This is a genomic window from Nocardia sp. NPDC057272, from assembly GCF_042668615.1.
Taxonomy (GTDB): domain Bacteria; phylum Actinomycetota; class Actinomycetes; order Mycobacteriales; family Mycobacteriaceae; genus Nocardia.
Genome location: NZ_JBHUYK010000004.1, coordinates 238,005 through 258,483, shown reverse-complemented (window position 1 = coordinate 258,483; position 20,479 = coordinate 238,005). Strand labels below are relative to the sequence as shown.

Annotated in this window: 22 protein-coding genes; 8 read left to right on the top strand and 14 right to left on the bottom strand. The window is 68.1% G+C overall.

The window, feature by feature from the left end:
* Nucleotides 1-51: 51 nt before the first annotated feature.
* The 4 genes from ectA to thpD are packed head-to-tail and all read left to right on the top strand — an operon-like array spanning nt 52 to nt 3,182.
* Nucleotides 52-603 (top strand): diaminobutyrate acetyltransferase, encoded by a 552-nt coding sequence (gene ectA / locus ACFULV_RS08495; RefSeq protein ID WP_378627670.1) that lies wholly within the window; start codon nt 52-54, stop codon nt 601-603.
* Nucleotides 600-1,871, top strand: coding sequence for a diaminobutyrate--2-oxoglutarate transaminase (gene ectB / locus ACFULV_RS08490; RefSeq protein WP_378627672.1), 1,272 nt, complete (start codon nt 600-602; stop codon nt 1,869-1,871). Before ectA ends, ectB begins: the two co-directional genes overlap by 4 nt.
* The gene (locus tag ACFULV_RS08485) at nt 1,868-2,272 is read left to right on the top strand and encodes an ectoine synthase (protein ID WP_378627675.1); all 405 of its coding nucleotides are present in this window, start codon (nt 1,868-1,870) and stop codon (nt 2,270-2,272) included. The genes ectB and ACFULV_RS08485 overlap by 4 nt, the downstream gene beginning before the upstream one ends.
* Nucleotides 2,256-3,182 carry an ectoine hydroxylase gene (thpD, locus tag ACFULV_RS08480; protein ID WP_378654610.1) on the top strand — a complete coding sequence of 309 codons (927 nt, stop codon included), beginning with the start codon at nt 2,256-2,258 and terminating at the stop codon, nt 3,180-3,182. The genes ACFULV_RS08485 and thpD overlap by 17 nt, the downstream gene beginning before the upstream one ends.
* A 57-nt stretch (nt 3,183-3,239) precedes the next feature.
* On the opposite strand, the gene ACFULV_RS08475 is transcribed toward thpD, so the two are convergent.
* Nucleotides 3,240-4,163: a hypothetical protein gene (locus ACFULV_RS08475; protein WP_378654607.1), complete on the bottom strand. Its 924-nt coding sequence runs from the start codon at nt 4,161-4,163 to the stop codon at nt 3,240-3,242.
* Nucleotides 4,164-4,400: 237 nt separating this feature from the next.
* Nucleotides 4,401-5,420 (bottom strand): hypothetical protein, encoded by a 1,020-nt coding sequence (locus tag ACFULV_RS08470; RefSeq protein ID WP_378654604.1) that lies wholly within the window; start codon nt 5,418-5,420, stop codon nt 4,401-4,403.
* A 58-nt stretch (nt 5,421-5,478) separates the two neighbouring features.
* On the opposite strand from ACFULV_RS08470, the gene ACFULV_RS08465 reads away from it, so the two are divergent.
* Both ACFULV_RS08465 and ACFULV_RS08460 read left to right on the top strand, forming a co-directional pair.
* Complete coding sequence (locus tag ACFULV_RS08465; RefSeq protein WP_378654601.1) at nt 5,479-5,910, top strand: MarR family winged helix-turn-helix transcriptional regulator; 432 nt, start codon at nt 5,479-5,481, stop codon at nt 5,908-5,910.
* A 119-nt stretch (nt 5,911-6,029) separates the two neighbouring features.
* Nucleotides 6,030-7,301, top strand: coding sequence for a glycosyltransferase 87 family protein (locus ACFULV_RS08460; protein WP_378627686.1), 1,272 nt, complete (start codon nt 6,030-6,032; stop codon nt 7,299-7,301).
* A gap of 21 nt (nt 7,302-7,322) precedes the next feature.
* Here ACFULV_RS08460 and ACFULV_RS08455 read toward each other — a convergent pair whose 3' ends face one another.
* The 6 genes from ACFULV_RS08455 to ACFULV_RS08430 form a co-directional block, all read right to left on the bottom strand.
* Nucleotides 7,323-7,880, bottom strand: a complete 558-nt coding sequence (locus ACFULV_RS08455) for an SRPBCC family protein (RefSeq protein ID WP_378654598.1) — start codon at nt 7,878-7,880, stop codon at nt 7,323-7,325.
* Between the two features lie 210 nt (nt 7,881-8,090).
* On the bottom strand, nt 8,091-9,125 hold the full coding sequence (dmpG, locus tag ACFULV_RS08450; RefSeq protein WP_378654595.1) for a 4-hydroxy-2-oxovalerate aldolase: 1,035 nt from the start codon (nt 9,123-9,125) through the stop codon (nt 8,091-8,093).
* A 15-nt stretch (nt 9,126-9,140) separates the two neighbouring features.
* Nucleotides 9,141-10,049, bottom strand: a complete 909-nt coding sequence (locus tag ACFULV_RS08445) for an acetaldehyde dehydrogenase (acetylating) (protein WP_378627693.1) — start codon at nt 10,047-10,049, stop codon at nt 9,141-9,143.
* A 52-nt stretch (nt 10,050-10,101) separates the two neighbouring features.
* Nucleotides 10,102-10,887 carry a 2-keto-4-pentenoate hydratase gene (locus tag ACFULV_RS08440; protein ID WP_378627695.1) on the bottom strand — a complete coding sequence of 262 codons (786 nt, stop codon included), beginning with the start codon at nt 10,885-10,887 and terminating at the stop codon, nt 10,102-10,104.
* Nucleotides 10,881-12,383 carry an MDR family MFS transporter gene (locus tag ACFULV_RS08435; protein WP_378654592.1) on the bottom strand — a complete coding sequence of 501 codons (1,503 nt, stop codon included), beginning with the start codon at nt 12,381-12,383 and terminating at the stop codon, nt 10,881-10,883. The genes ACFULV_RS08440 and ACFULV_RS08435 overlap by 7 nt, the downstream gene beginning before the upstream one ends.
* Before the next feature lie 14 nt (nt 12,384-12,397).
* The gene (locus ACFULV_RS08430) at nt 12,398-13,453 is read right to left on the bottom strand and encodes a 2Fe-2S iron-sulfur cluster-binding protein (protein ID WP_378654589.1); all 1,056 of its coding nucleotides are present in this window, start codon (nt 13,451-13,453) and stop codon (nt 12,398-12,400) included.
* Nucleotides 13,454-13,646: 193 nt separating this feature from the next.
* Between ACFULV_RS08430 and ACFULV_RS08425 the strand changes: the two genes are divergently transcribed.
* A complete protein-coding gene (locus ACFULV_RS08425; RefSeq protein ID WP_378654587.1) occupies nt 13,647-14,444 on the top strand; it encodes a mycofactocin-coupled SDR family oxidoreductase in 798 nt (265 codons plus the stop codon).
* A gap of 1 nt (nt 14,445) precedes the next feature.
* A complete protein-coding gene (locus ACFULV_RS08420; RefSeq protein ID WP_378654584.1) occupies nt 14,446-15,273 on the top strand; it encodes a mycofactocin-coupled SDR family oxidoreductase in 828 nt (275 codons plus the stop codon).
* 4 nt (nt 15,274-15,277) lie between these two features.
* On the opposite strand, the gene ACFULV_RS08415 is transcribed toward ACFULV_RS08420, so the two are convergent.
* From ACFULV_RS08415 to ACFULV_RS08390, 6 genes are all read right to left on the bottom strand, one after another.
* Entirely contained in the window at nt 15,278-16,306 is a 1,029-nt protein-coding gene (locus tag ACFULV_RS08415) for a hypothetical protein (protein ID WP_378654581.1), read from the bottom strand.
* A gap of 83 nt (nt 16,307-16,389) precedes the next feature.
* Entirely contained in the window at nt 16,390-17,259 is an 870-nt protein-coding gene (locus ACFULV_RS08410; RefSeq protein WP_378654578.1) for an alpha/beta fold hydrolase, read from the bottom strand.
* Entirely contained in the window at nt 17,256-18,047 is a 792-nt protein-coding gene (locus ACFULV_RS08405) for an SDR family NAD(P)-dependent oxidoreductase (protein ID WP_378627705.1), read from the bottom strand. Before ACFULV_RS08405 ends, ACFULV_RS08410 begins: the two co-directional genes overlap by 4 nt.
* A gap of 24 nt (nt 18,048-18,071) precedes the next feature.
* Nucleotides 18,072-18,329: a hypothetical protein gene (locus ACFULV_RS08400; protein WP_378627708.1), complete on the bottom strand. Its 258-nt coding sequence runs from the start codon at nt 18,327-18,329 to the stop codon at nt 18,072-18,074.
* A gap of 11 nt (nt 18,330-18,340) precedes the next feature.
* Nucleotides 18,341-20,002 carry an FAD-binding protein gene (locus ACFULV_RS08395; RefSeq protein ID WP_378654575.1) on the bottom strand — a complete coding sequence of 554 codons (1,662 nt, stop codon included), beginning with the start codon at nt 20,000-20,002 and terminating at the stop codon, nt 18,341-18,343.
* A gap of 11 nt (nt 20,003-20,013) precedes the next feature.
* Entirely contained in the window at nt 20,014-20,385 is a 372-nt protein-coding gene (locus ACFULV_RS08390; protein ID WP_378627711.1) for a nuclear transport factor 2 family protein, read from the bottom strand.
* Nucleotides 20,386-20,479: the final 94 nt, after the last annotated feature.

Below are 20,479 nucleotides of genomic sequence, written 5' to 3'. Positions count from 1 at the left end.
CGCAAAGAGCTCGACACAAAGACCGCAAAGTCGGCTGGGCACGTTAGATATATGACAACGTCCACCATGTCCATCGAGCCGGCCGCCAGCGCGGCGGCCCCTGGTTCGGAACCGAGATTGCGTCATCCACGGCTGGGCGACGGTGCCCAGCTGTGGCGGATCGCCCGCGATTCGCAGGTACTCGACGTCAATTCCAGCTACGCGTACCTGCTGTGGTGTCGCGATTTCGCCGCAACCTCGTTGGTTGCCGAAAGTGACGGTCAGCCCGTCGGATTCGTCATCGGATATGTGCGTCCGGAAGCTCCGGACACGCTGTTCGTCTGGCAGATCGCCGTCGACGCGCAAGCTCGTGGCCGCGGCCTGGCCGCCGCCATGCTGCACGCGCTGCTCGATTCGGTTGCCGGCGCGGGCATCACCACCTTGGAAACCACGATCTCACCCGGAAACACCGCCTCGCATGCGCTGTTCTCCGCGGTGGCCCGGGAACGCGGTGCCGATTTGCGCACCGAGGACCTGTTCGAAGAAAACGATTTCCCCGATTCACACGAGGCAGAGCTGCTGTATGTGATTTCACCGGCTCAGCGCCAGGAGGAACGACGATGATCACGACCACCGACACCAGCATTTTCGAGGCCATGGAATCGAACGTGCGCGGATACTGCCGTGACTGGCCGGCCATCTTCAGCACCGCCGAAGGCGCCTGGTTGCGCGACGAGCAGGGCCGCGAATACCTCGACTTCTTCGCAGGCGCCGGCGCGTTGAACTACGGACACAACAACCCGATTCTGAAAAAGGCGCTGCTGGAATACATCGGCAGCAACGGCATCACCCACGGCCTGGACATGTCGACGGTGGCCAAGCGTGAACTGCTCGAGACCATCCGCGACAACCTGCTCTCGCCGCGTGGCCTCGACTACAAGGTCCAGTTCCCTGGCCCGACCGGCGCGAATGCCGTCGAAGCGGCGCTCAAGCTGGCCCGCAAGGTCACCGGCCGCAAGACCATCCTGAGCTTCACCAATGCCTTCCACGGCATGACCCTCGGTGCGCTGTCGGTGACCGGCAACGCCGCCAAGCGGGCCGGTGCCGGGGTGCCGCTCGAGCACTCCACCCCGATGCCCTACGACGGCTACTTCGACAACACCATCGAGGACTTCGGCTGGATGCAGCGCGTCCTCGACGACAGCTCCTCGGGCTTCGATCGCCCCGCCGCGGTGATCGTGGAGACCGTGCAGGGTGAGGGCGGCGTCAACCTGGCCCGCGCCGAATGGCTGCGTCACCTGGCCGGACTGTGCGCCGCGCGCGACATCCTGCTCATCGTCGACGACGTGCAGATGGGCTGCGGGCGCACCGGCCCGTTCTTCTCCTTCGAGATCGCCGGCATCACCCCCGACATCGTGACGCTGTCCAAGTCGATCGGCGGCTACGGGCTGCCGATGGCGCTGGTACTGCTCAAGCCCGAGCACGACCAGTGGGCGCCCGGTGAGCACAACGGCACCTTCCGTGGCAACAACCCCGCCTTCGTCACCGCGACCGCCGCCTTGCGCGAGTACTGGTCCGACGACAAACTCGCCCAGCGCACCGCCGAGAACGGCGCCTACGTGGGCCGCACGCTCGACGCGGTCGCGCAGCGGCATGCCGGAGTGTCCACTCGTGGACGCGGCATGGTGCACGGCATCGTCTTCGACGACCCGTCGCAGGCGGGCAAGGTGTGCCGCACCGCGTTCGAACAGGGTCTGCTGGTGGAGACCTCGGGGTCGATGGACGAGGTCGTGAAACTGTTGCCGCCGTTGACGCTGGGCAGCGACGAACTCGATCAGGGCCTGTCGGTGCTGGTCTCCTCGATCGACACCGTTTGTGGCGGTGCCGCATGATCGTGCGCACCACCGAAGAGATCACCGGCACCGAACGCGATGTGGCAGGTCCGGGCTGGCGCAGCAAGCGCATCGTGCTCGGCGGCGACAAGGTCGGTTTCTCCTTCCACGAGACTACAATCGAGGCAGGCACCGTCCACCGGTTCCATTACCAGAATCACGTCGAGGCGGTGTGGCTGGTCGAGGGCGAGGGCAGCCTGCTCGATCTCGACAACCAGACAACGTACGAGCTTGGCCCGGGCTCGATGTACCTGCTCGACGGCCACGAACGTCACCAGGTCACCGCCCGCACCCAGCTGCGCATGTTGTGTGTTTTCAATCCGCCGGTCACCGGCCGCGAGGTACACGATGAGAACGGGGTGTATCCGCTGATTATCGAGGAGGATGGCGCCAGTGTCTGATCAGCTCGACCGCTACCCGACCCGGTTGTCCGAGCCGGCCCCGCATATCGAACGCACCGATCCCACGGTGTGGGGCCAGGTCACCTCGCCGGAGCTGATCGGGTTCGACGCGAACGGTTTCGCGACGATCCCCGACCTGCTCACCCCCGACGAGGTGGCCGCCTTCGGCGCCGAGGTCGGCCACCTCGCGGCCGACCCCGTGCTCTACGGCGACGAACGGGTGATCGTGGAACCCGTTGCGGGGCAGGTCCGTTCGGTGTTCCAGGTGCATCAGCTCAGCAAACCGATCGCGGAGCTGGTCGCCGAGTCGCGGATCGCCGGCCTGGCCGAGCAGATCCTCGGTTCGCCGGTGTACCTGCATCAGACCCGGGTGAACTACATGCCCGGTTTCGGTGGTAGCGGTTTCGGCTGGCATTCCGATTTCGAGACCTGGCACGCCGAGGACGGCATGCCCACCCCTCGTGCGGTGAGTCTGTCGATCGCGTTGACCGACAACTACCCGTTCAACGGCAGCCTGATGCTGATGCCCGGTTCACACCGCACCTTCGTGCCGTGCCTGGGCGAAACGCCGAGCGGTCACTATCGGGAGTCGTTGCGCGAGCAGCGAATCGGGGTCCCGACGACGGACGACGTCACGTTCCTGGCCGCCCGCTACGGCATCACCCAGTTCACCGGGCGGGCCGGTTCGGCGCTGTTGTTCGACTCCAACATGATGCACGGTTCGTCGAACAACATCACCCCGTTCCCGCGCTCGAACATCTTCCTGGTGTTCAACAGCGTGGAAAACGCCCTGGTGGAGCCTTTCGCGGCTCCCCAGCGCCGCCCGCACCACATCGCCGCCCGCGATTTCACGCCCTTGCGTGAGGTCTCGGCCGAAGCCGGTGCGGTGCTGGCGGACCAGGCGCCCTAGACAGGCCGGCCACGAAGCCGCCGCCCGCGGATCACCGCGGGTGGCGGTTTTCTCGTCCTAAGGCTGTTCGGACAGGGCGGAGAGGGAGGCCGCGGCGCGTGGGTCGTCGTGGGCGGCGGCCTTCCACCATCGTTCGGCGGCGGCGCGTTCGCCTTGCTGGAGGAGCAGGGCGCCCAGGTCGTAGGCGGCGCCGCTGTGGCCTGCCTGTGCGGCTTGGGTCCAGAGGGCGCGGGCCGAGTCGTGTTCGCCGCGTTCGTGCATGGCGGTTCCCAGTTCGTGGAGGGCGCCGCCGACGCCCTGGCTGGTTCGTGGGGGCTGCGGCGGGTCGGCCGGCGCGATCGAGATTTTCGGTAGGGGAGCCGATGGTGTCGGTTCGGTGGAAGCGGCTGGGGGACTCGGTTCGACGGGGGGAGTCGAAGGGGCCGGGCTGAGCGGTGTCGTCGCCGGGTCGACCATGTCGAGGGGTGGTTCGAGGCGTGCCGGTTCGGCCGGGCCGGTGCTGAGTTCGACGACCAGTTCGTTGAAATCGGGTGTGCCGGGACCGGTGCTGCACCACAGGGTCGAGGCCCCGTCGGGGAGCAGGTCGACGACCATGCCGTAGTTGCCGGTCCAGGATTGGTGTGTGCCCGATTCGGCCACCCAGACCGGTGTGAGGGTGAACAGCGCGTCGGGTGCGTCCGCGGTCACCGAGATGTCGATGCCGTCGGCGAGGGCTTCGTACCAGATGTCGACGCCCGCCAGCGATTTCCCGTTCAGATTCACGTGCCCGTCGTGGACGGAGAGGCCGAGGCCGAGACCCGACACGTCCTCGGGTGCCATCACCGACAGCGCGCGCAGATGCACCGCCGTCGTTCCGGCGGGCAGCGCCTCGGTGTACATGGGATAGACCGCCGCACCGCACCATTCGATCGGATCGGCGCCGTCGTAGCGCTGATCGAGGGGGAGTGGGTCGCCAGGGCGTTGCGCGTCGGGATCGTTCATCGGTGGCACCCGCCCTTTCCGCTGTTACACCCCCTCGCGGCGCCAGACTGTCCGCGGTTGCGCGCTACACCGTACTCGTGTCTACGTGGAGTCGTGGTCGATTCACGACAAGACTGCCACTGAAAACGACAGTGCCCCGGCGACCCCGGTCGATGAGGTCCGCAACAGTGTGTCCGGATGTCGGGCAACGGGATTCGCCGGGGCCTGACCTGACTGATCAGGCGTGGTAGCGACGGCTCAGACGGCGACCGATTCGCCGATCTCTTCCTCGACCGCGGCAGGTGCGACCGGCTGGGGAGCGTGGCGGGCCTCGTACCGACCGGCCACCACGACCAGCGCCACACCCACGACCAGCCAGGCGAACAACCCGAACAGGCGGGAGCCGAACCCGGCGCCACCGTCGAAGTAGAGCAGACTGCGCAGGCCTTCGACGAAGTCGGCGCCGTTCCAGAACGAGTGCAGCGCACCGAAGAACCCGTTCTGGAGTTCGGGCCCGTAGACGCCGCCGGAGGTGGTGAAGTTCAGCATCACGAACAGGGTGATCAGGGCGAGGGTGGTCCAGCGCTTCAAGAACGTGTGCAGGCCGATGCCGATCAGGATGATGCCCGAGGCGTAGACCCAGGCGATGGCGAACACGCTCGCGAGATCGGTGTCGATCACGCCGAACACCGGACCTGCCACCACAACGCCGATGAGGCTGACGATCAGCGCGGTCACCACGCCGATCGCGGCGCGCACCCGCATCCGCAGCAGCGCGCCCGCCGCGCCGATCACCGCGACGCTGCCGTACGCGCCCACGCTCAACGCGACCAGCAGGAAGAAGATGCCCTGCCCGGTCGGGTCACCGCCCGCCTTGGTCGTCACATCGGTGACCACCAGCGGTACGCCCTGATGATCCGACACCGACCGGAACGCCACCTCCGCGGCCATCGCGCCGGTATCGGAGCTCGCGGTGGCGACCAGCAGCTCCGGCCTGGTGCCGTCGGGCACATAGGCGCCGACGAGCTCGCGATTGCGCAGCGCGTCGATGGCCGCGTCGCGATCGGGCACGGTGACCATGTCGAGCCCGGCGCCGCCCTTGTCCTTCATCGTCTGTGCCAGCACCATCGTCTGCGGGGAGTCGCCGACCACGGCGAGCGCGAGATTGTTCGGCTCGGGCTGATGGAACGCGCCGAGGTAGGCCAAAGCCATGCCGAGACACATCAGCAGCGGCGTCAGCAGATGTCCGGCGACGTGCCGGAACTGGGTGCGAGTCATCGGGACAGATCTCCAAACAGTTGGTAAATGCAACTATGTATGGTTGTATGATACAACTATGAACGCGCGGAGCACAAGAACCCAGGCTGTCGACACCATCCAGCGGGAACTCACCGCCTTCGCCCGCCGTGCCCGCGGCCGCGCCGCCGAACTACATCCCGAGCTGAGCCTGGTCGCCTACAGCATTCTCGACCTGATCCTCGAACGCGACGGTTGCCTGGCCACTGACCTGGCCGAGCAGTTCCTGCTCGACAAATCGACAGTCAGCAGGCAGGTCGGCGCACTCGAGAAGCTCGGCTACCTCGAACGCGCGGTCGATCCCGGTAATCGGCGCAATCACGTCCTGCGCGCCACCCTCGAGGGCCGAGCCGTCGCCGGCGAGGCAGAACGTCGGCGCCGGGAGGCCTTCCAAGCGCGTTTCGCCGACTGGACAGACGAGGATGTCGCGGCCATGGCCGGTTACCTGACCCGCTACAACCGCGGTGACTGACCAGCCCTGCATTCAGCGCGTTCGGTTCGTGGGCGGGCATCCGCCTGGCTATTGCGCACGTCACCGCCGCCGATGGGCGGTGCCCCGGTAGCGCGCGCGAGTCGGTATAGTCGCCGCGGATGAGTAGTGACACCACCCACCCCGAGCAAGAGCGTTCCCCGCGCCCGATCAATCGAGCATGGTGGCTGGTGCCGGTGTTGCTCACCATTGTGTCGGTGGTCTGTGTCAGGACGCCGATCTGGCCCTTCGAACGCTATTCCGACGGATTCATCGATCTCCAGGTCTACCGCCTCGGCATCGAGGCGATGCGCGACGGCGCCGATATGTACGGTCAGCTGCCCAAGACCACGATCGGCATCGGTCTGCCCTTCATCTACCCGCCGTTCGCGGCCATCGCGCTCGCGCCGTTCGCGCTGCTGCCGTGGGGCACGGCGAAGATCCTCTACGTCGTGGTGTCGATCGCCGCGGTCGCCTGGACGCTGTATCTGGTCGCCCGCCGCTACCACCCGGACCGCAAGCAGGTCGCCCTGCTCGTCACCGCCTGCGCGGTTCCGCTGGCGATGCTGCTGGAACCGGTTCGCTCGACCATCGACTTCGGTCAGGTCAATCTGTTGCTGATGGTGCTGGTCGCCACCGACTGCCTGCTGCCGAAGACCCGCTACCCGCGCGGCATGCTGATCGGCCTGGCTGCCGCCATCAAACTCACGCCCGCCGCGTTCGTTCTCTACTTCCTGGTCCGCAAGGACTACAAGGCCGCCGCGACCGCCGCGGGCACCGGTGCGATCGCCACCATCGCGTCCTTCGCGTTCCTGCCCACCGAATCCACCCGCTACTGGTTCGGCGGCCTCGGCAACGTCTCGGGCCTGAGCGGCTCGGCCTTCCACACCAATCAGTCGATCCAGGCGGTCATGGCCCGCCTGCACATCACCGGCCTGCCGTTCGACGCGCTGTGGCTCGTGCTGGGCGCCCTGCTGCTGGTCCTGGTCGTCGCCGCGATGCGCAAGGCCGCCGACGCCCCCGCGATCGCGCTGTCGCTCAACGCGGTCTTCACGCTGCTGCTGTCGCCGATCTCGTGGTCGCACCACTGGGTCTGGATCGCGCCCGCGTTGCTGGCGATGGTCTGCCACGCCCGCACCCTGCCGCTCAGCAGCGCTCGCGGCTGGTACGCCACGACCGTCGTCGTCGCCGCGGTCTTCGTGATCGCGCCGCACAGTTTCCTGCCCGACGGCGAACACCGTGAGACCTCATGGACGTGGGATCAGCACATCATCGGCGACACGTATGTGTGGCTGGCGGTCGGGCTGGTTGTCTTGTTCCTCGTCACCGGACGTCGGCCGGCGCAGCCGGTGCAGGAGCCCGCGGCGGTCGAGGAACACGCGCGCGTCGCTTGAAATGCCGGTGAACCCGGCGCCTCATCCCGGGTGGTGCACGACGGCGACCGGGGGCCGGACAGTGATTCCGTCGGCGTCGGCGATGTCGGCCAGGTTCCGGAGGTTCGCGTCGAGCCCGCGTTGGAGGGCGTCGCGAAGCACGACCGCGTCGGCGTCTCGTAGCACCCGGCCGTGCAGGCCGGTGCGAAGAGTGGCGCGCGAGAGGTCGCGCGAGTGATCGAGTTCGACCGCGAAGGTGACCGCGATGCCGGTTACCCCGCCGCACGTCATCGTCCAACTGCGGGTCGGGCTGTATTCGGTGACGACCAGCCGCACGTCGTGGCGCATGTCGAACATCTGGACCTGTGCGGCGAGTTCGAGATCGGCACCGACTCGATCCGGTCCCGGGCCGCTCCAGGCGTGGAGTTCGGACATCCACGCGGCGATACTGTCCGGTTCCGACAGCAGGTCCCACAGCGCATCCGGGGGGACGGGCAGGGAGATCGCACCGCTGACGTGCACCTGGTCCACGCCGTCGCCGGGCGCGCCGTCAGGCGTGATCAGCTGACCGGTCTGCTTGCGATGACTCCGCTGGGCCATGATCCCCCACTTCATCGGGACCCGGCGTGCGGTGGTCGCACGTCGACCGGTCCCGAACGGCGTGCGACAGACGATAGCCGACCCACTCGAAATGTCCATTCGGACAGTGGATTTCGCCGACGAGACCATATCCGCACCGTGTTCTTCGTGGAAAGTCACCATCGCCCCACGTGCGATCCACGCGGGGCGATGGTGACCGACTCGGGTGCTTCAGACCGTGACGGCGGCTTCGCGCTGGAGTTCCAGGGCGATGTCGATGAGTTGGTCTTCCTGGCCGCCGACGAGTTTGCGTTTGCCCGCGCGGACGAGCATTTCGGCGGCGGAGACGCCGTAGCGTTCGGCTTGGCGTTCGGCGTGCTTGAGGAAGCTGGAGTAGACGCCCGCGTAGCCCATCATCAGTGACTGCCGGTCGAGCAGGCATTCTTGGGGCATGGCGGGGCGGACGACGTCTTCGGCGGCATCGGCGATGGCGAAGAAGTCGACACCGGTTGTGATGCCGAGTTTGTCGGAGACGCCGACGAAGGCTTCGACGGGGGTGTTGCCCGCGCCGGCGCCGAAGCGGCGCGTGGAGCCGTCGATCTGGGTGGCTCCGGCGCGCACCGCGTAGACGGAGTTGGCCACGGCGAGGCCGAGGTTTTCGTGGCCGTGGAACCCGACCTGGGCGTCGGTGCCGAGTTCGGCGACGACGGCGGCGACGCGGTCGGAGACTTGTTCGAGGACCAGCGCGCCGGCGGAGTCGACGATGTAGACGCACTGGCAGCCGGCGTCGGCCATGATCCGAGCCTGTTCGGCGAGGGCTTCGGGGGGTTGGGTGTGCGACATCATGAGGAAGCCGACGGTTTCCAGGCCGAGGTCGCGGGCGTAGCCGAAGTGCTGGATGGAGACGTCGGCTTCGGTGCAGTGGGTGGCGATGCGGCAGATCGAGGCGCCGTTGTCCTGGGAGATCTTGATGTCTTCTTTGACGCCGACGCCGGGCAGCATCAGGAACGCGATCTTGGCGTTGTTGGCTGTTTCGGCGGCGATGGTGATGAGTTGTTGTTCGGGGGTTTTGGAGAATCCGTAGTTGAACGAGGAACCACCCAGGCCGTCGCCGTGGGTGACTTCGATGACGGGGACGCCGGCGCCGTCGAGGGCGGCGACGATGTCGCGGACTTCGGTGGCGGTGAATTGGTGGCGTTTGTGGTGGGAGCCGTCACGCAGGGAGGTGTCGGTGATCCGGATGTCGAGTTCTGCTGAATAGACCATGGTTTCACAAGCTCCTTACACCCGGGCCGAGAGGATCTGACCGGCGATGACCTCGCCGACCTCGGTCGCGGCGGCGGTCATGATGTCGAGGTTGCCCGCGTACGGGGGCAGGAAATCGCCGGCGCCTTCGACCTCGACGAATACCGAAACCTTCGCCAGTCCACCGGAAACGACGGAGGGTTCGTCGAACTGGGGTTCGTTGAGCAGGCGGTAGCCGGGCACGTATTGCTGGATGTCGGCGACCATCTGGTGGATGGAGGCGGTGATCGCGTCGTGGTCGGCGTCGTCGGGGATGGCGCAGAAGATGGTGTCGCGCATGATCATCGGCGGTTCGGCGGGGTTCAAGATGATGATCGCCTTGCCGCGCTGGGCGCCGCCGATCGTTTCGACGCCACGGCTGGTGGTCTTGGTGAACTCGTCGATGTTGGCGCGGGTGCCGGGTCCGGCGGAGACCGACGACACGGAGGCGACGATCTCGGCGTAGGGCACCGGCACGACGCGAGAGACGGCCGCGACGATCGGGATCGTCGCCTGGCCACCGCAGGTGATCATGTTGACGTTCGGTGCTTCCAGCAGCGAGGCCAGGTTCACCGGTGGCACCACGGCCGGACCCACCGCGGCGGGGGTGAGGTCGACGGCGCGAATGCCGAGTTCGGCGTAGCGGGGCGCGGCGGCGCGGTGGACGTAGGCCGAGGTCGCCTCGAAGACCATGTCCGGCTTCTCGTCCTGGGCCAGCAACCAGTCCACGCCCTCGGCGGAGGTTTCCAGGCCGAGCCCGCGAGCGCGTTTGAGCCCCTCGCTGTCGGGGTCGATGCCGATCATCCAGCGGGGCTCGATGGACTCCGAGCGCAGCAGTTTGTAGAGCAGGTCGGTGCTGATGTTGCCGGATCCTACGATCGCGGCGGTGACGGAACCGTGGGACACGGTTGGCCTCCTCGAGGAATGGCGGCCCGGACAGGCCGCGGGTGGGATCGGCTCAGGTGAACGACAAGCGGACGGAGCCGAGTCCGGTGAAGTCGGCGCGGAAATCGTCGCCGGGTCGGGCGTCGATGGCGCGGGTACAGGAACCGGGCAGCACGATGTCGCCCGCTTTCAGCCGGACCCCGAAGGTCGCGACCTTGCGGGCCAGCCAGGCGACCGCGATCGCCGGATCCCCGAGGACCGCGTCGCTGCGCCCTTCGGCGACGATCTCACCGTTGCGGGTGAGCACGGCGTCGATCGCGGTGATATCGATATCGCCCGGGGCGACGCGTTCCTTGCCGAGGACGAACCCGGCCGACGAAGCATTGTCGGAGATGGTGTCGGCGAGTCCGATCTTCCAGTCGGTGATCCGCGAGTCGATCAGCTCGATCGACGGCGCGTAGGCGACGGTCGCGGCCAGCACGTCTGCTTCGGTGCAGTCCTCGCCGGGCAGATCGGCGCCGAGAACGAACCCGACCTCGACCTCCACCCGGGGCAGCAGGAACTTGGTGCTGTCGACGGGGACGTCCTCGAAGACCTCCATGTCGGCGAGCAGGTGACCGTAATCGGGCTCGTCGACGCCCATCATCTGCTGCATCGCCTTCGACGACAGCCCCACCTTGTGCCCGACGACCTTCCCGCCGTCGTCCAGCCTGCGCCGGATATTGAGCAGCTGGACCTCGTACGCGTCCACCACATCGATGCCCGGATACCGGTCGACGACGGGGGACACGGCCACCCGATCCAGCTCCGCCCGCGCCAGTTCGGCGGCGAGCTCGGTGCGCATGCCGGTTGTCAGCATCCTGGCTCCCTCTTCTCGTCTGGTGATGCCACCCCATGCTCGTGGTCCAGACGGCTCACCGGGCCGGGCTCTCCCGCTGGATGGACAGGAAATTCCCCGGCCCGGCGCGGGATCGCCGCGCACGCGGCCACCAGCACAACGGTCATGACAGCGATGGACACGAACACGAGATGTATTGCGGCGGAGAGTGATTGCGGGGTCGGTGCACCGACCCCGGCGAGGCGTGCGTTGACGATCGCACCGAAGACCGCGACTCCCACCGCGCTGCCCAGCGATCGCGCGAACATGGTGGCGGAGGTGACGACCCCGCGTTCGGCCCAGCGCGCGCTCGTCTGCGCCGCGATGAGCGTGGGTGTGGCCACCAAGCCCATGCCCGCGCCCACCACGAAACACGACACGGCGACCTGCCACAGCGCCGAATCCTCGTCGAGCAGCAGGGTCGTCACCGCGCCGATTGCCGCGACGGTACTGCCCAGCACCGCGCACGTGCGAAACCCGAAGCGCAGATACACCTTTCCAGCTCTGGCCGCGGCCAACGGCCAGCCGAGGGTGAGCGCTCCGGTGACGAGGCCCGCGACCAAGGCGCTCGACCCGAGCACGCCCTGATTGAACATCGGCACATACGTCGTGAACCCGAACAGCAGCGCCCCGCCCAGCATTGCCGCGACACTGCCGGCGATCACCACCCGCCGGGTGAACACCCACAGCGGCAGAATCGGTTGCGTGGCAAGCGCTTCGACGACGACGAACAGCGTGAGCGACAGTCCGGCACACCCGAAGACCGCGATACCGACCGGCGATCCCCACGTCCACGCGTGACCGCCCTCGAGCAGTCCGAGCACCAGTGACCCCGCACCGAGCGTCAACAGCACCGCCCCGGCGTAGTCGATGCTGCGCCGGCGCCGCGGTACGGACTCGTGGAAGTTGCGGATCAGCATCCAGGCGGCGAGCGCGGCCAGCGGCAGGTTGACCAGGAAGATCCACCGCCACCCGAGATAGTCGGCGCAGATACCACCGAGCAGCGGGCCCGTCACCGATGCCACCGCCCACACCCCGGCCAGATAGCCCTGGACCGTGGCACGTTCGGCCAACGTGTACAGATCACCCGCGATGACCATGGTGGTGGGCTGGATGGCGCCGGCGCCGATGCCCTGGACGGCGCGGAACACGATCAGGGCGAGCATGCTGCTCGCCAGCCCGCACAGCAGCGAGCCCAGCGCGAACACCACGATGCCGAACAGCATCACCGGCTTGCGCCCGAAGGTGTCGGCGAGCGCGCCGTAGATCGGCACGGTGACGGCCTGGGCGAGCAGATAGCTCGTGAACAGCCACGGGAACAGCGTGAAGTCGCCGAGACTGTCGGTGATCGACAGCACCGCGGTCGCCAGGATCGTCGAATCGAGCGCGACGAGTCCGGTGGCGAGCATCAGCGACGCGAGCACCGGCCCACGGTCCGAGCCGAAGCCGACATCGGGCCGCGCGGTATCGGTTGCCACAGAACACCTCTCGCTCAGAAGCGGATACGGACCCGGTCGGTGCGCGGGCGGGCCTGGCAGGCCAGGGTGTACCCGGCGTCGATGTCGTCCTGATCGAGGATCGCCGAGTCGGCCATGGTGACCTCGCCGTCGACGACGGTGCACGCGCACGATCCGCACTCGCCCTCGCGGCAGGAGTAGGGGACATCGAGCCCGTCGGCGAGCATGACGTCGACGAGGGTGCGCGAGCGCGGCCAGCTCAGCGCGTGCACCGTCCCGTCGAGCTCCACCTCCACGCGTGCGGCATCCGTGTCGTCGACGGGGTCGAGCGGCTCGGGTTCGGCGAACGGATCACCGGACAGCGAGACGAACACCTCGGTGGTGACGCGTTCGCGCGGCCACCCGGCGCCCGAGAGCGCCTCGGTCACCGCCGACATGAACGGGCCGGGCCCGCACACGAACGCCGCGAAGGAAGAATACGGCGCGGCGAAGTCGGCCAGCTGGGCCGCGGTCGGCAGGCCCTGCAGCGATTCGAGCCAGTGCGCCACAGTGATCCGGCCCGGGTACCGCGCGACGAGATCGCGCAGGGCGTCGGCGAAGATCACCGATTCCTGCTCGCGATTGGCGTAGAACAACACCACCTTGCCCGTGCCGCGGGCCAGGGCCGAACGCAGGATCGACATCACCGGTGTGATGCCGCTGCCCGCTGCCCACAACAGCAGATCGGTGTCGAGCGAGGCCGGGGTGAAGGCGCCCTGCGGCGGCAGCACATCGAGGGTGTCGCCGACAGCGATGTTGTCGCACAACCAGTTCGAGCCGTAGCCCCCGGGTGTGCGCTTGACCGTGACCTGCGGCGGATCGCCCGTGAACGGCGAACTCGCCAGCGAATAGCAGCGTGCCACCGGTTCGGGCCGCTCACTCGGGATCCGCAGTGTGAGGAACTGGCCCGGACGGAAGGCAAAGCGGTCGGCGACCGCCTCGGGCACCTCGAACACCAGCGTTCGCGCGTCCGCGGTCTCCTCGATCACCGCGGATACGCGCAGCGTCACCACCCGCGAGCTCCGCGGAACGTCGACAGTCGCCCTCGTCACTGGTGTTCTCCTCGATCTCGGAACCGGTCTTGCCGAGCAACCGTCGCAGGCTCGCCTACGTGGCGGAGCCCGTGGCTCCCGGTGGCCGGGAGATCGCGGCGCACTGCCCGCTGACCGGGAAGACCAGGGCGGATACGGTGGGCGGCGACCCTAGCGTCGGGCTCGTGGACACCAGATTCTCCGGGGGCACCCGATGAACCGCATGCAGCACACCGTCGCGCTGGTGACCGGCGCGGCCGGGGGAATGGGCCGCGCCCATTGCCGTCGGCTGGCCGAGGAAGGCGCCGAGATCATCGCCCTCGACATCGAGGCCGCCGCGCCCGAGCTGGCCGAGACCGCACGCGAAGTCGAGGCAACGGGTCGCCAGTGCGTCACCGGCATCGCCGACGTACGCGATCAGGCAGCCCTGGACGTGGCGGTCGCCGACGGCGTCGCCGCACTGGGCCGCCTCGACGTGATCGTGGCCAACGCCGGCATCTACACCGACCTCGGTCTGTCCTGGGAACTGTCGGATCAGGCCTGGCAGCGCACCATCGACATCAACCTCACCGGCATGTGGCACACGGTGCGCGCGGCCGTTCCCGCCCTGTCCGACGGCGGCTCGGTCGTGATCGTGAGCTCCACCAACGGCATCGTCGGCGCGGCCGCCGCCGCGCACTACTCGGCGAGCAAGCACGCCGTGGTGGGCCTCGCCCGCACCTTGGCCAACGAACTCGGCCCGCGCGGGATCCGGGTGAACACGGTGCATCCCGGCTCGGTCGCCACGCCGATGATCCTCAACGACGCGGTGTACGCGAAACTGCGCCCCGACCTGACGAATCCGACGCAGCAGGACGCGGCGGAGGCGCTGGCCCGGCGCACGATTCTGCCCGTTCCGTGGGTGGACCCGGTCGACATCAGCAATGCCGTGCTCTTCCTCGCATCCGACGAGTCCCGTTACGTGACGGGAATCCAGCTCGTGGTGGATGCCGGACTTACTCAGAAGGTGTGACATGGGACGGGTTTCGGGCAAGATCGCGCTGATCACCGGCGCGGCGCGCGGTATCGGCCGCGCACAGGCGATCCGGCTGGCCGAGGAAGGCGCCGACATCGTCGCCGTCGACATCTGCGGGCCGGTCGAGACCGTGGTGTCGCCGGGAGCGACCCACGACGACCTCGCCGAGACCGTGCGCTCGGTCGAGGCGACCGGCGCGCGGATCGTCGCCGCGGCCGTCGACGTCCGCGACGGCGCGGCGCTGCGGGCCGCGGTCGATGCCGCCGTCGAGCAGCTGGGCGGCCTCGACATCGTGTGCGCCACCGCCGGAATCAGTTCCAGCGGCGGCGCACTGGAACTGACCGAACAGCAGTGGCAGACGATGATCGACGTCAATCTGACCGGGGTGTGGCAGACGTGCAAGGCCGCCACCCCGCACCTGATCGCGCGCGGCGGCGGCGCGATGATCCTGACCAGCTCGATCGCCGGACTACGCGGCTTGGTGGGCGTGGCGCACTACACCGCCGCCAAACACGGGGTGGTGGGGCTGATGCGCTCGCTCGCGAAAGAGCTGGCCCCGCACCATGTCCGGGTGAACTCGGTGCATCCGACCAATGTCGACACCCCGATGATCCAGAACGACATGGTGCGCAAGGTGTTCCGGCCCGACCGGGAGAACCCCACCCGCGAGGAATTCGCGGAGGCGGCCGTGACGATGAACATGCTGCCCATCCCGTGGGTCGACCCGGTCGACATCGCCAATGCCGCCCTGTTCCTCGCCTCGGACGAGGGCCGCTACATCACCGCGGTGACGTTGCCCATCGACGCGGGCAGCACCCAGCGCTAGTGCGCTAGCAACGTTCGTACTGACGCGCGAAGTGCTCCCACTCCGGTGCGACCTCGCGCTCGGATACGGGGCAGCCGCCGACAAGGACAGCGACCCTGGGGCCGTCGCGCGTCACGATCGTGTAGTCGGCGACAGCACCAGGCCGGGCCAGGTAACGAAGGTGCCGGTCGGCGAGTTGCGTCGCTTGCGCGGTGCTCAATTTCTCTCCGACGGGCGGGAATACCGTGATGTCCAGGGTGCGGCCCGCGGCGTCGGGCGGGTCGAGCACCGACACCTCGGCGAGGAACGGAGTGGGTTGATCGGTCAGGAACCACTCCCACAATTCGAGTTCGCCGTCGGAGGGGAAACGGGGGCGGCGGTCCGAGTGGGTCAGACTGGGTGCCAGTCGCGAGTACTGCTCGGACATGCCTTCCCCATGAACGGGGGACACTGTCCAGTTGTTGGGTGCCAGTTCGGGGAAGTCCTGGATGATTCGGCGCATCGCCGCGGTGGCACGCTGGGGTTCGGCCTCGGAGCCCGCTCGGACACTGATGGATTCGGTCAATTTGGGGGCGTCTTCGGTGGCGGTGAAGCCGGGAGTGGCCCAGTGAATCTCCGCACCGGTATCGGCCGCTGACACCCGAGTCCAGGTGTATGCCGCGTTCGCTTCCACTTCCATGTCCTGCCCGAACCGCCAGTCCCCGGAAAAGGAGTCCGTCATCCGGTGGATCTTGAACATGGTCGAGTCGTCTTGATAGTGCGGCGGCAGTTGCTGAGCACCCATGGCGCGCACGACAGACGCGGTCTCGGCGGGTGTGGCGCTGTCCTCGAGCCGCACGACGAGTCGGGATGTGTAGTAGGAGTTGGGGCCGTATGGGTGGTACTGGAACGCATGTGACGCGTCGGCCACTCCGGGAAGGGCCTCGATGGCCGTCTCGATCACCCGCGACCAGCGGTTACGCTCGGCCTGATCGGGCCCTTGCGGAAAGAGCGAACATCCGGTGAGCAGGACTGCCGCCATCATCGACACGATGGTCGGCACGGTGAAGCGCATAGCAGTTCATCCTGCCAGCATGGGTCAGCTGCGAAAACTGCAATGCGCGGGCTGCCTCATGGCGGCCCGCGCATTGTGCTGGTTCAGTGTGCGGTGTCCTTGCGGGTGAGGAAAGCCAGTACGGCCGACTCGAATTCGTCCTTGCGTTCGATCATCGCCCAGTGCCCACAGTGGGGGAACACGTGCAGTTCGGCGCGCGGGATGGTACGCATCGGGATCAGTGCCATATCGAGGGGGCTCACCCGGTCGTCGCGGCCCCAGGTGATCAGCGTGGGTGCGGCCACCTTGTGCAGCATGGCCCACGGCGGCGGTGTGTCGGAGGCCTCCATCGCCCGCACCATCATCGCGAACGCGGCCTTGCTGTACATCCGGCGAGCGCTGTCCAGCGTCGCGGGATCGGTGGCCTGGGCCCAGCGCTCCTCGATCAGCTCCTCGGTGACCATCGCCGGGTCGTACACCATCGAATGCAGCCACTGGATCAACCGCTCGCGGGTGGGTTCCTCGGTGAACTCCTGCAGCAGCTTGATGCCCTCGCCGGGGCCGGGGCTGAACAGGTTGCGGCCGATGCCGCCGATCGTCACCAGCTTGCCGACCCGCTCCGGGTGGGCGATGGCGTAGTTGAGGGCCACGCCGCCACCCATCGAGTTGCCGATGATGTCGACGCTGTCCAGGCCGAGCGCGTCGACGAAACGGACCACCGCGTCGAGCGCGGTGACCATCGGGTGCCCGCCGAAATCGTCGCTCACCCCGAAACCGGGGAATTCCAGGACGAGGCAACGGAATCGTTGTGCGAAGACCGCGAGATTGCCGCGGAAGTTGCGCCACCCGGTCACGCCGGGACCTGATCCGTGCAGCAGTAGCAGCGGCGGTCCCTCGCCGGCCTCGTGGTAGCGCAACACACCCGCGTCGGTGGTGATCTCGCGCAGCGTGCCCTCGTAGCTCAGGTCGGTCATGCGTGGGTACCGCCGTCGATGCGGATCTCGGTGCCGGTGATGAAGGCGCCGTCCTCGGAGACGAGCATCGCGATCACACCCGCCACCGCGGTGGGGTCACCCATGCCCGCGCCGCCGGATTCACGGTCGGTCGGCAGGACGGGCGACAGCTTGCCGAACAGGGCCCAGTCGGCGTCGGCGGGCACGTATCCCGGTGTGGCGTCGGTGATTCCGGACTTGATGCTGCCGGGCGCGACACAGACCGCGCGCAGGCCCTTGCCGCCGTACTCGAGGGCGATGGCGTGGGTGAAGGACTGGATGCCGCCCTTGCTCGCCGCGTAGGCCGCCATGTACGGGTGCGCGAAGGCCGCCGACGTCGAGCTGAAGTTCACCACGGTGGCGCGTGGGTTGGCCAGCAGCGCGGGCAGCGCCTCGCGCACCACCAGGAACGTGCCGGTGAGGTTCACCCGGATGATGAGGTCCCACAGGTCGAGGGAGGTCTGCTCGGTGTGCGAGGCCCGCAGGATGCCCGCCGCGTTCACCAGCGAGTCCAGGCCGCCGAGGGTGTCGATCGAGGACCGGACGCCCGCGATCACCGACTGTTCGTCGCCGATGTCGAGGGTGAGGGTGGTGAGCCGGTCGGCGGTGCCGCGTTCGGCGGCCTGTGCGCTGGTCGCGGCGAGGCCGTCGGCCGACACGTCGGCGGCGACCACCGTGGCGCCCTCGTCGAGCAGCCGGAGCGCGGTGGCCGCGCCGATGCCCGAGGCGGCGCCGGTGACCAGCGTCCGGTGGTTGTCGAGTCTGTTCATGGGGTTCTCTCCTGGTCTTGGGTGTCAGCCGAGTCGGCCGGGAACCGGTTCGTGGCGGAGCTGATCGGTCGCCAGCGCGCCGACGCGGACGGCGTCCTCGATGGAGTCGCGCAGGGCGGGGCAGGTGGGGATCCAGCTGCTGTGCTCACCGAGGGCCGCGCGCCGAGCGAACTCGGGGCACGCGGACTCGGCGTCGTCGAGCCACTGGATACTGGTGTGGCTCGGACTGAACTTCTCTGCCAGCACCTTGTTTCCGCAGGAAGCGCATTCGACGGGTTGCATGGCCGCCCCCCTCATCGCTCGCCGGCGGCATGGCGGGCGCCGATGTAGCCGAACACCATGGCCGGGCCGATCGTCGCGCCCGCACCGGCGTAGTCGTTGCCCATCACCGCGGCGGAGGTGTTGCCCACGGCGTAGAGGCCGGGGATGGGGGACCCGTCGGCGCGCAGCACCTGGGCGTCGGCGTTGTAGACCAGGCCGCCCTTGGTACCGAGGTCGCCGATCCGCACCCGCAGCGCGTAGAACGGGCCCTTGTCCAGCACATCGAGTGCGGGCGTGGCCAGCGTCGGATCACCGTAGTAGTTGTCGTAGGCGCTGACACCGCGGCCGAAGTCCGCGTCGTGCCCGTCGCGGGCGAAACCGTTGAAACGTCCGACGGTGTCGCGCAACGCATCGGCGGGCACGCCGATCGCGGCGGCGAGTCCCTCGATATCGGGCGCGGACTGGATCAGGCCTGCCCCCGACCACGAGGCCGGGAACTTCTGGCCGGGCACGATGCCGCCGATCGGGTAGCGGCTCTTGGCTTTCGCGTCGAAGACCAGCCAGGCCGGATCGTGGCCGCCCTTCAGCTGGGCGTGCACGAACGTCACATACGGCGATGCCTCGTTGGTGAACCGCTTGCCCGTGCTGTCGACGATGATCGAGCGCGGGATCGAGCGCTCCGACACCAGCACCTGGTTGATGCCGTCCGGTCGCTGAAACGACGGCATCCACCACGCGTCGTCCATGAGATCGACTGCCGCGCCGACCTTTTCGCCCGCGATGATGCCGTCGCCGGTGTTGTCCGCCGACGCCGCGCTGAAGTTGTCGCGCCCGCCCTCGGGCAGGTGGTCCTTGCGCATGGCCTGGTTGTACTCGAACCCGCCGGTGGCCAGCAGCACACCGTCACGCGCCCTGATCCGGATCTCGCGGCCCTCGCGCTCGGCGAGCACGCCGAGCACCGCGCCCGTGTCGTCGGTGATCAGCGAGCGCAACGGGGTGTCGAGCCACAGCGGCACTCCCGCATCGCGCACGGCCAGGCGCAGCCGGGCGATCAGGGCCCGGCCGAGCGTGTCCATGTGTCTGCGCAACACGATCGCCTTGATCGCCCGCAGGCCGGTCAGCAGCGCGGTCCAGCGTGCCTTCCAGGTGCGCGTCACCATATTGAGCTGGACGAAGTCCTTGGAGGTGATGAACAGCCCCGGCGGTGTCGCGAGCGCGGCCGGACGCAGCAGGTCCTCATCGGCGCCGAGCTGTTTGAGATCGACCGGCAGCGGCTCGATGGAGCGGCCCGCGGGCCGTCCGCCCGGTGCTTCGGGGTGATAGTCGGAATAGCCGGCGCACCACTGGAAACGCAGGTGCGGGCTGGTCTCGAGGAAGGCCAGCATGCGCGGGCCCTCGTCGATGAACGCGTCGAGGTTGGCCGACGGCACCCGATCGCCGACCACGGCGTCGAGGTAGGCGCGCACGTCGGCGCGGGAGTCGCCGAGGCCCTCGCGCAGCAGCGCCGGGTTGTTGGGCACCCAGATGCCGCCGCCAGAGAGCGCGGTGCTGCCGCCGTAGACGGCGGCCTTCTCGATGACCAGGGTGTCCAGGCCGCGATCGGCGGCGGCCAGCGCGGCGGTGAGCCCGCCCGCGCCGCTGCCGACGACGAGGAAGCCGACCTCGTGATCCCAGTGTTGTTCTGTCTCAGTCATCTTCGCCTCGCTCAGCCGACGACCATGTCGTCCTGGGACCAGAACGCGCGCATGCTCACGATGCGGGCGTCCTCGTCGAAGGTCATGACATCGATCGGATCGAGGGTGAAGGTCTGCTCACCGAACTTGGTGACCACCCGGAAGCTGAACGCGGCGCTGTGACCGGCGACGCGGACGGAGAACAGTTCGGTCGAACGCTCCAGCGGCTCGATGTTCTCGTAGAACTTCGTGATCGCCGCGTGCCCGACATGCGGTTCGGTGCCGACCGGGTCCTCGACCGTCGCGTCCTCGCGGTAGAGGGCGACGACGTCGGCGGCCGTACCGCTGCCGACGGCCTCCACATATTTGCGCACCGTTGCGCGAATGTCGTCCGCTGAAGCCATCGTGTCGCTCCTGAAATGTCGAAAGGGATGTGTCTGTGAACCGAACCACATCCGGTGGCTCGGATGCCCCGGTCTCTCCCGTCCAGCGGGAAAG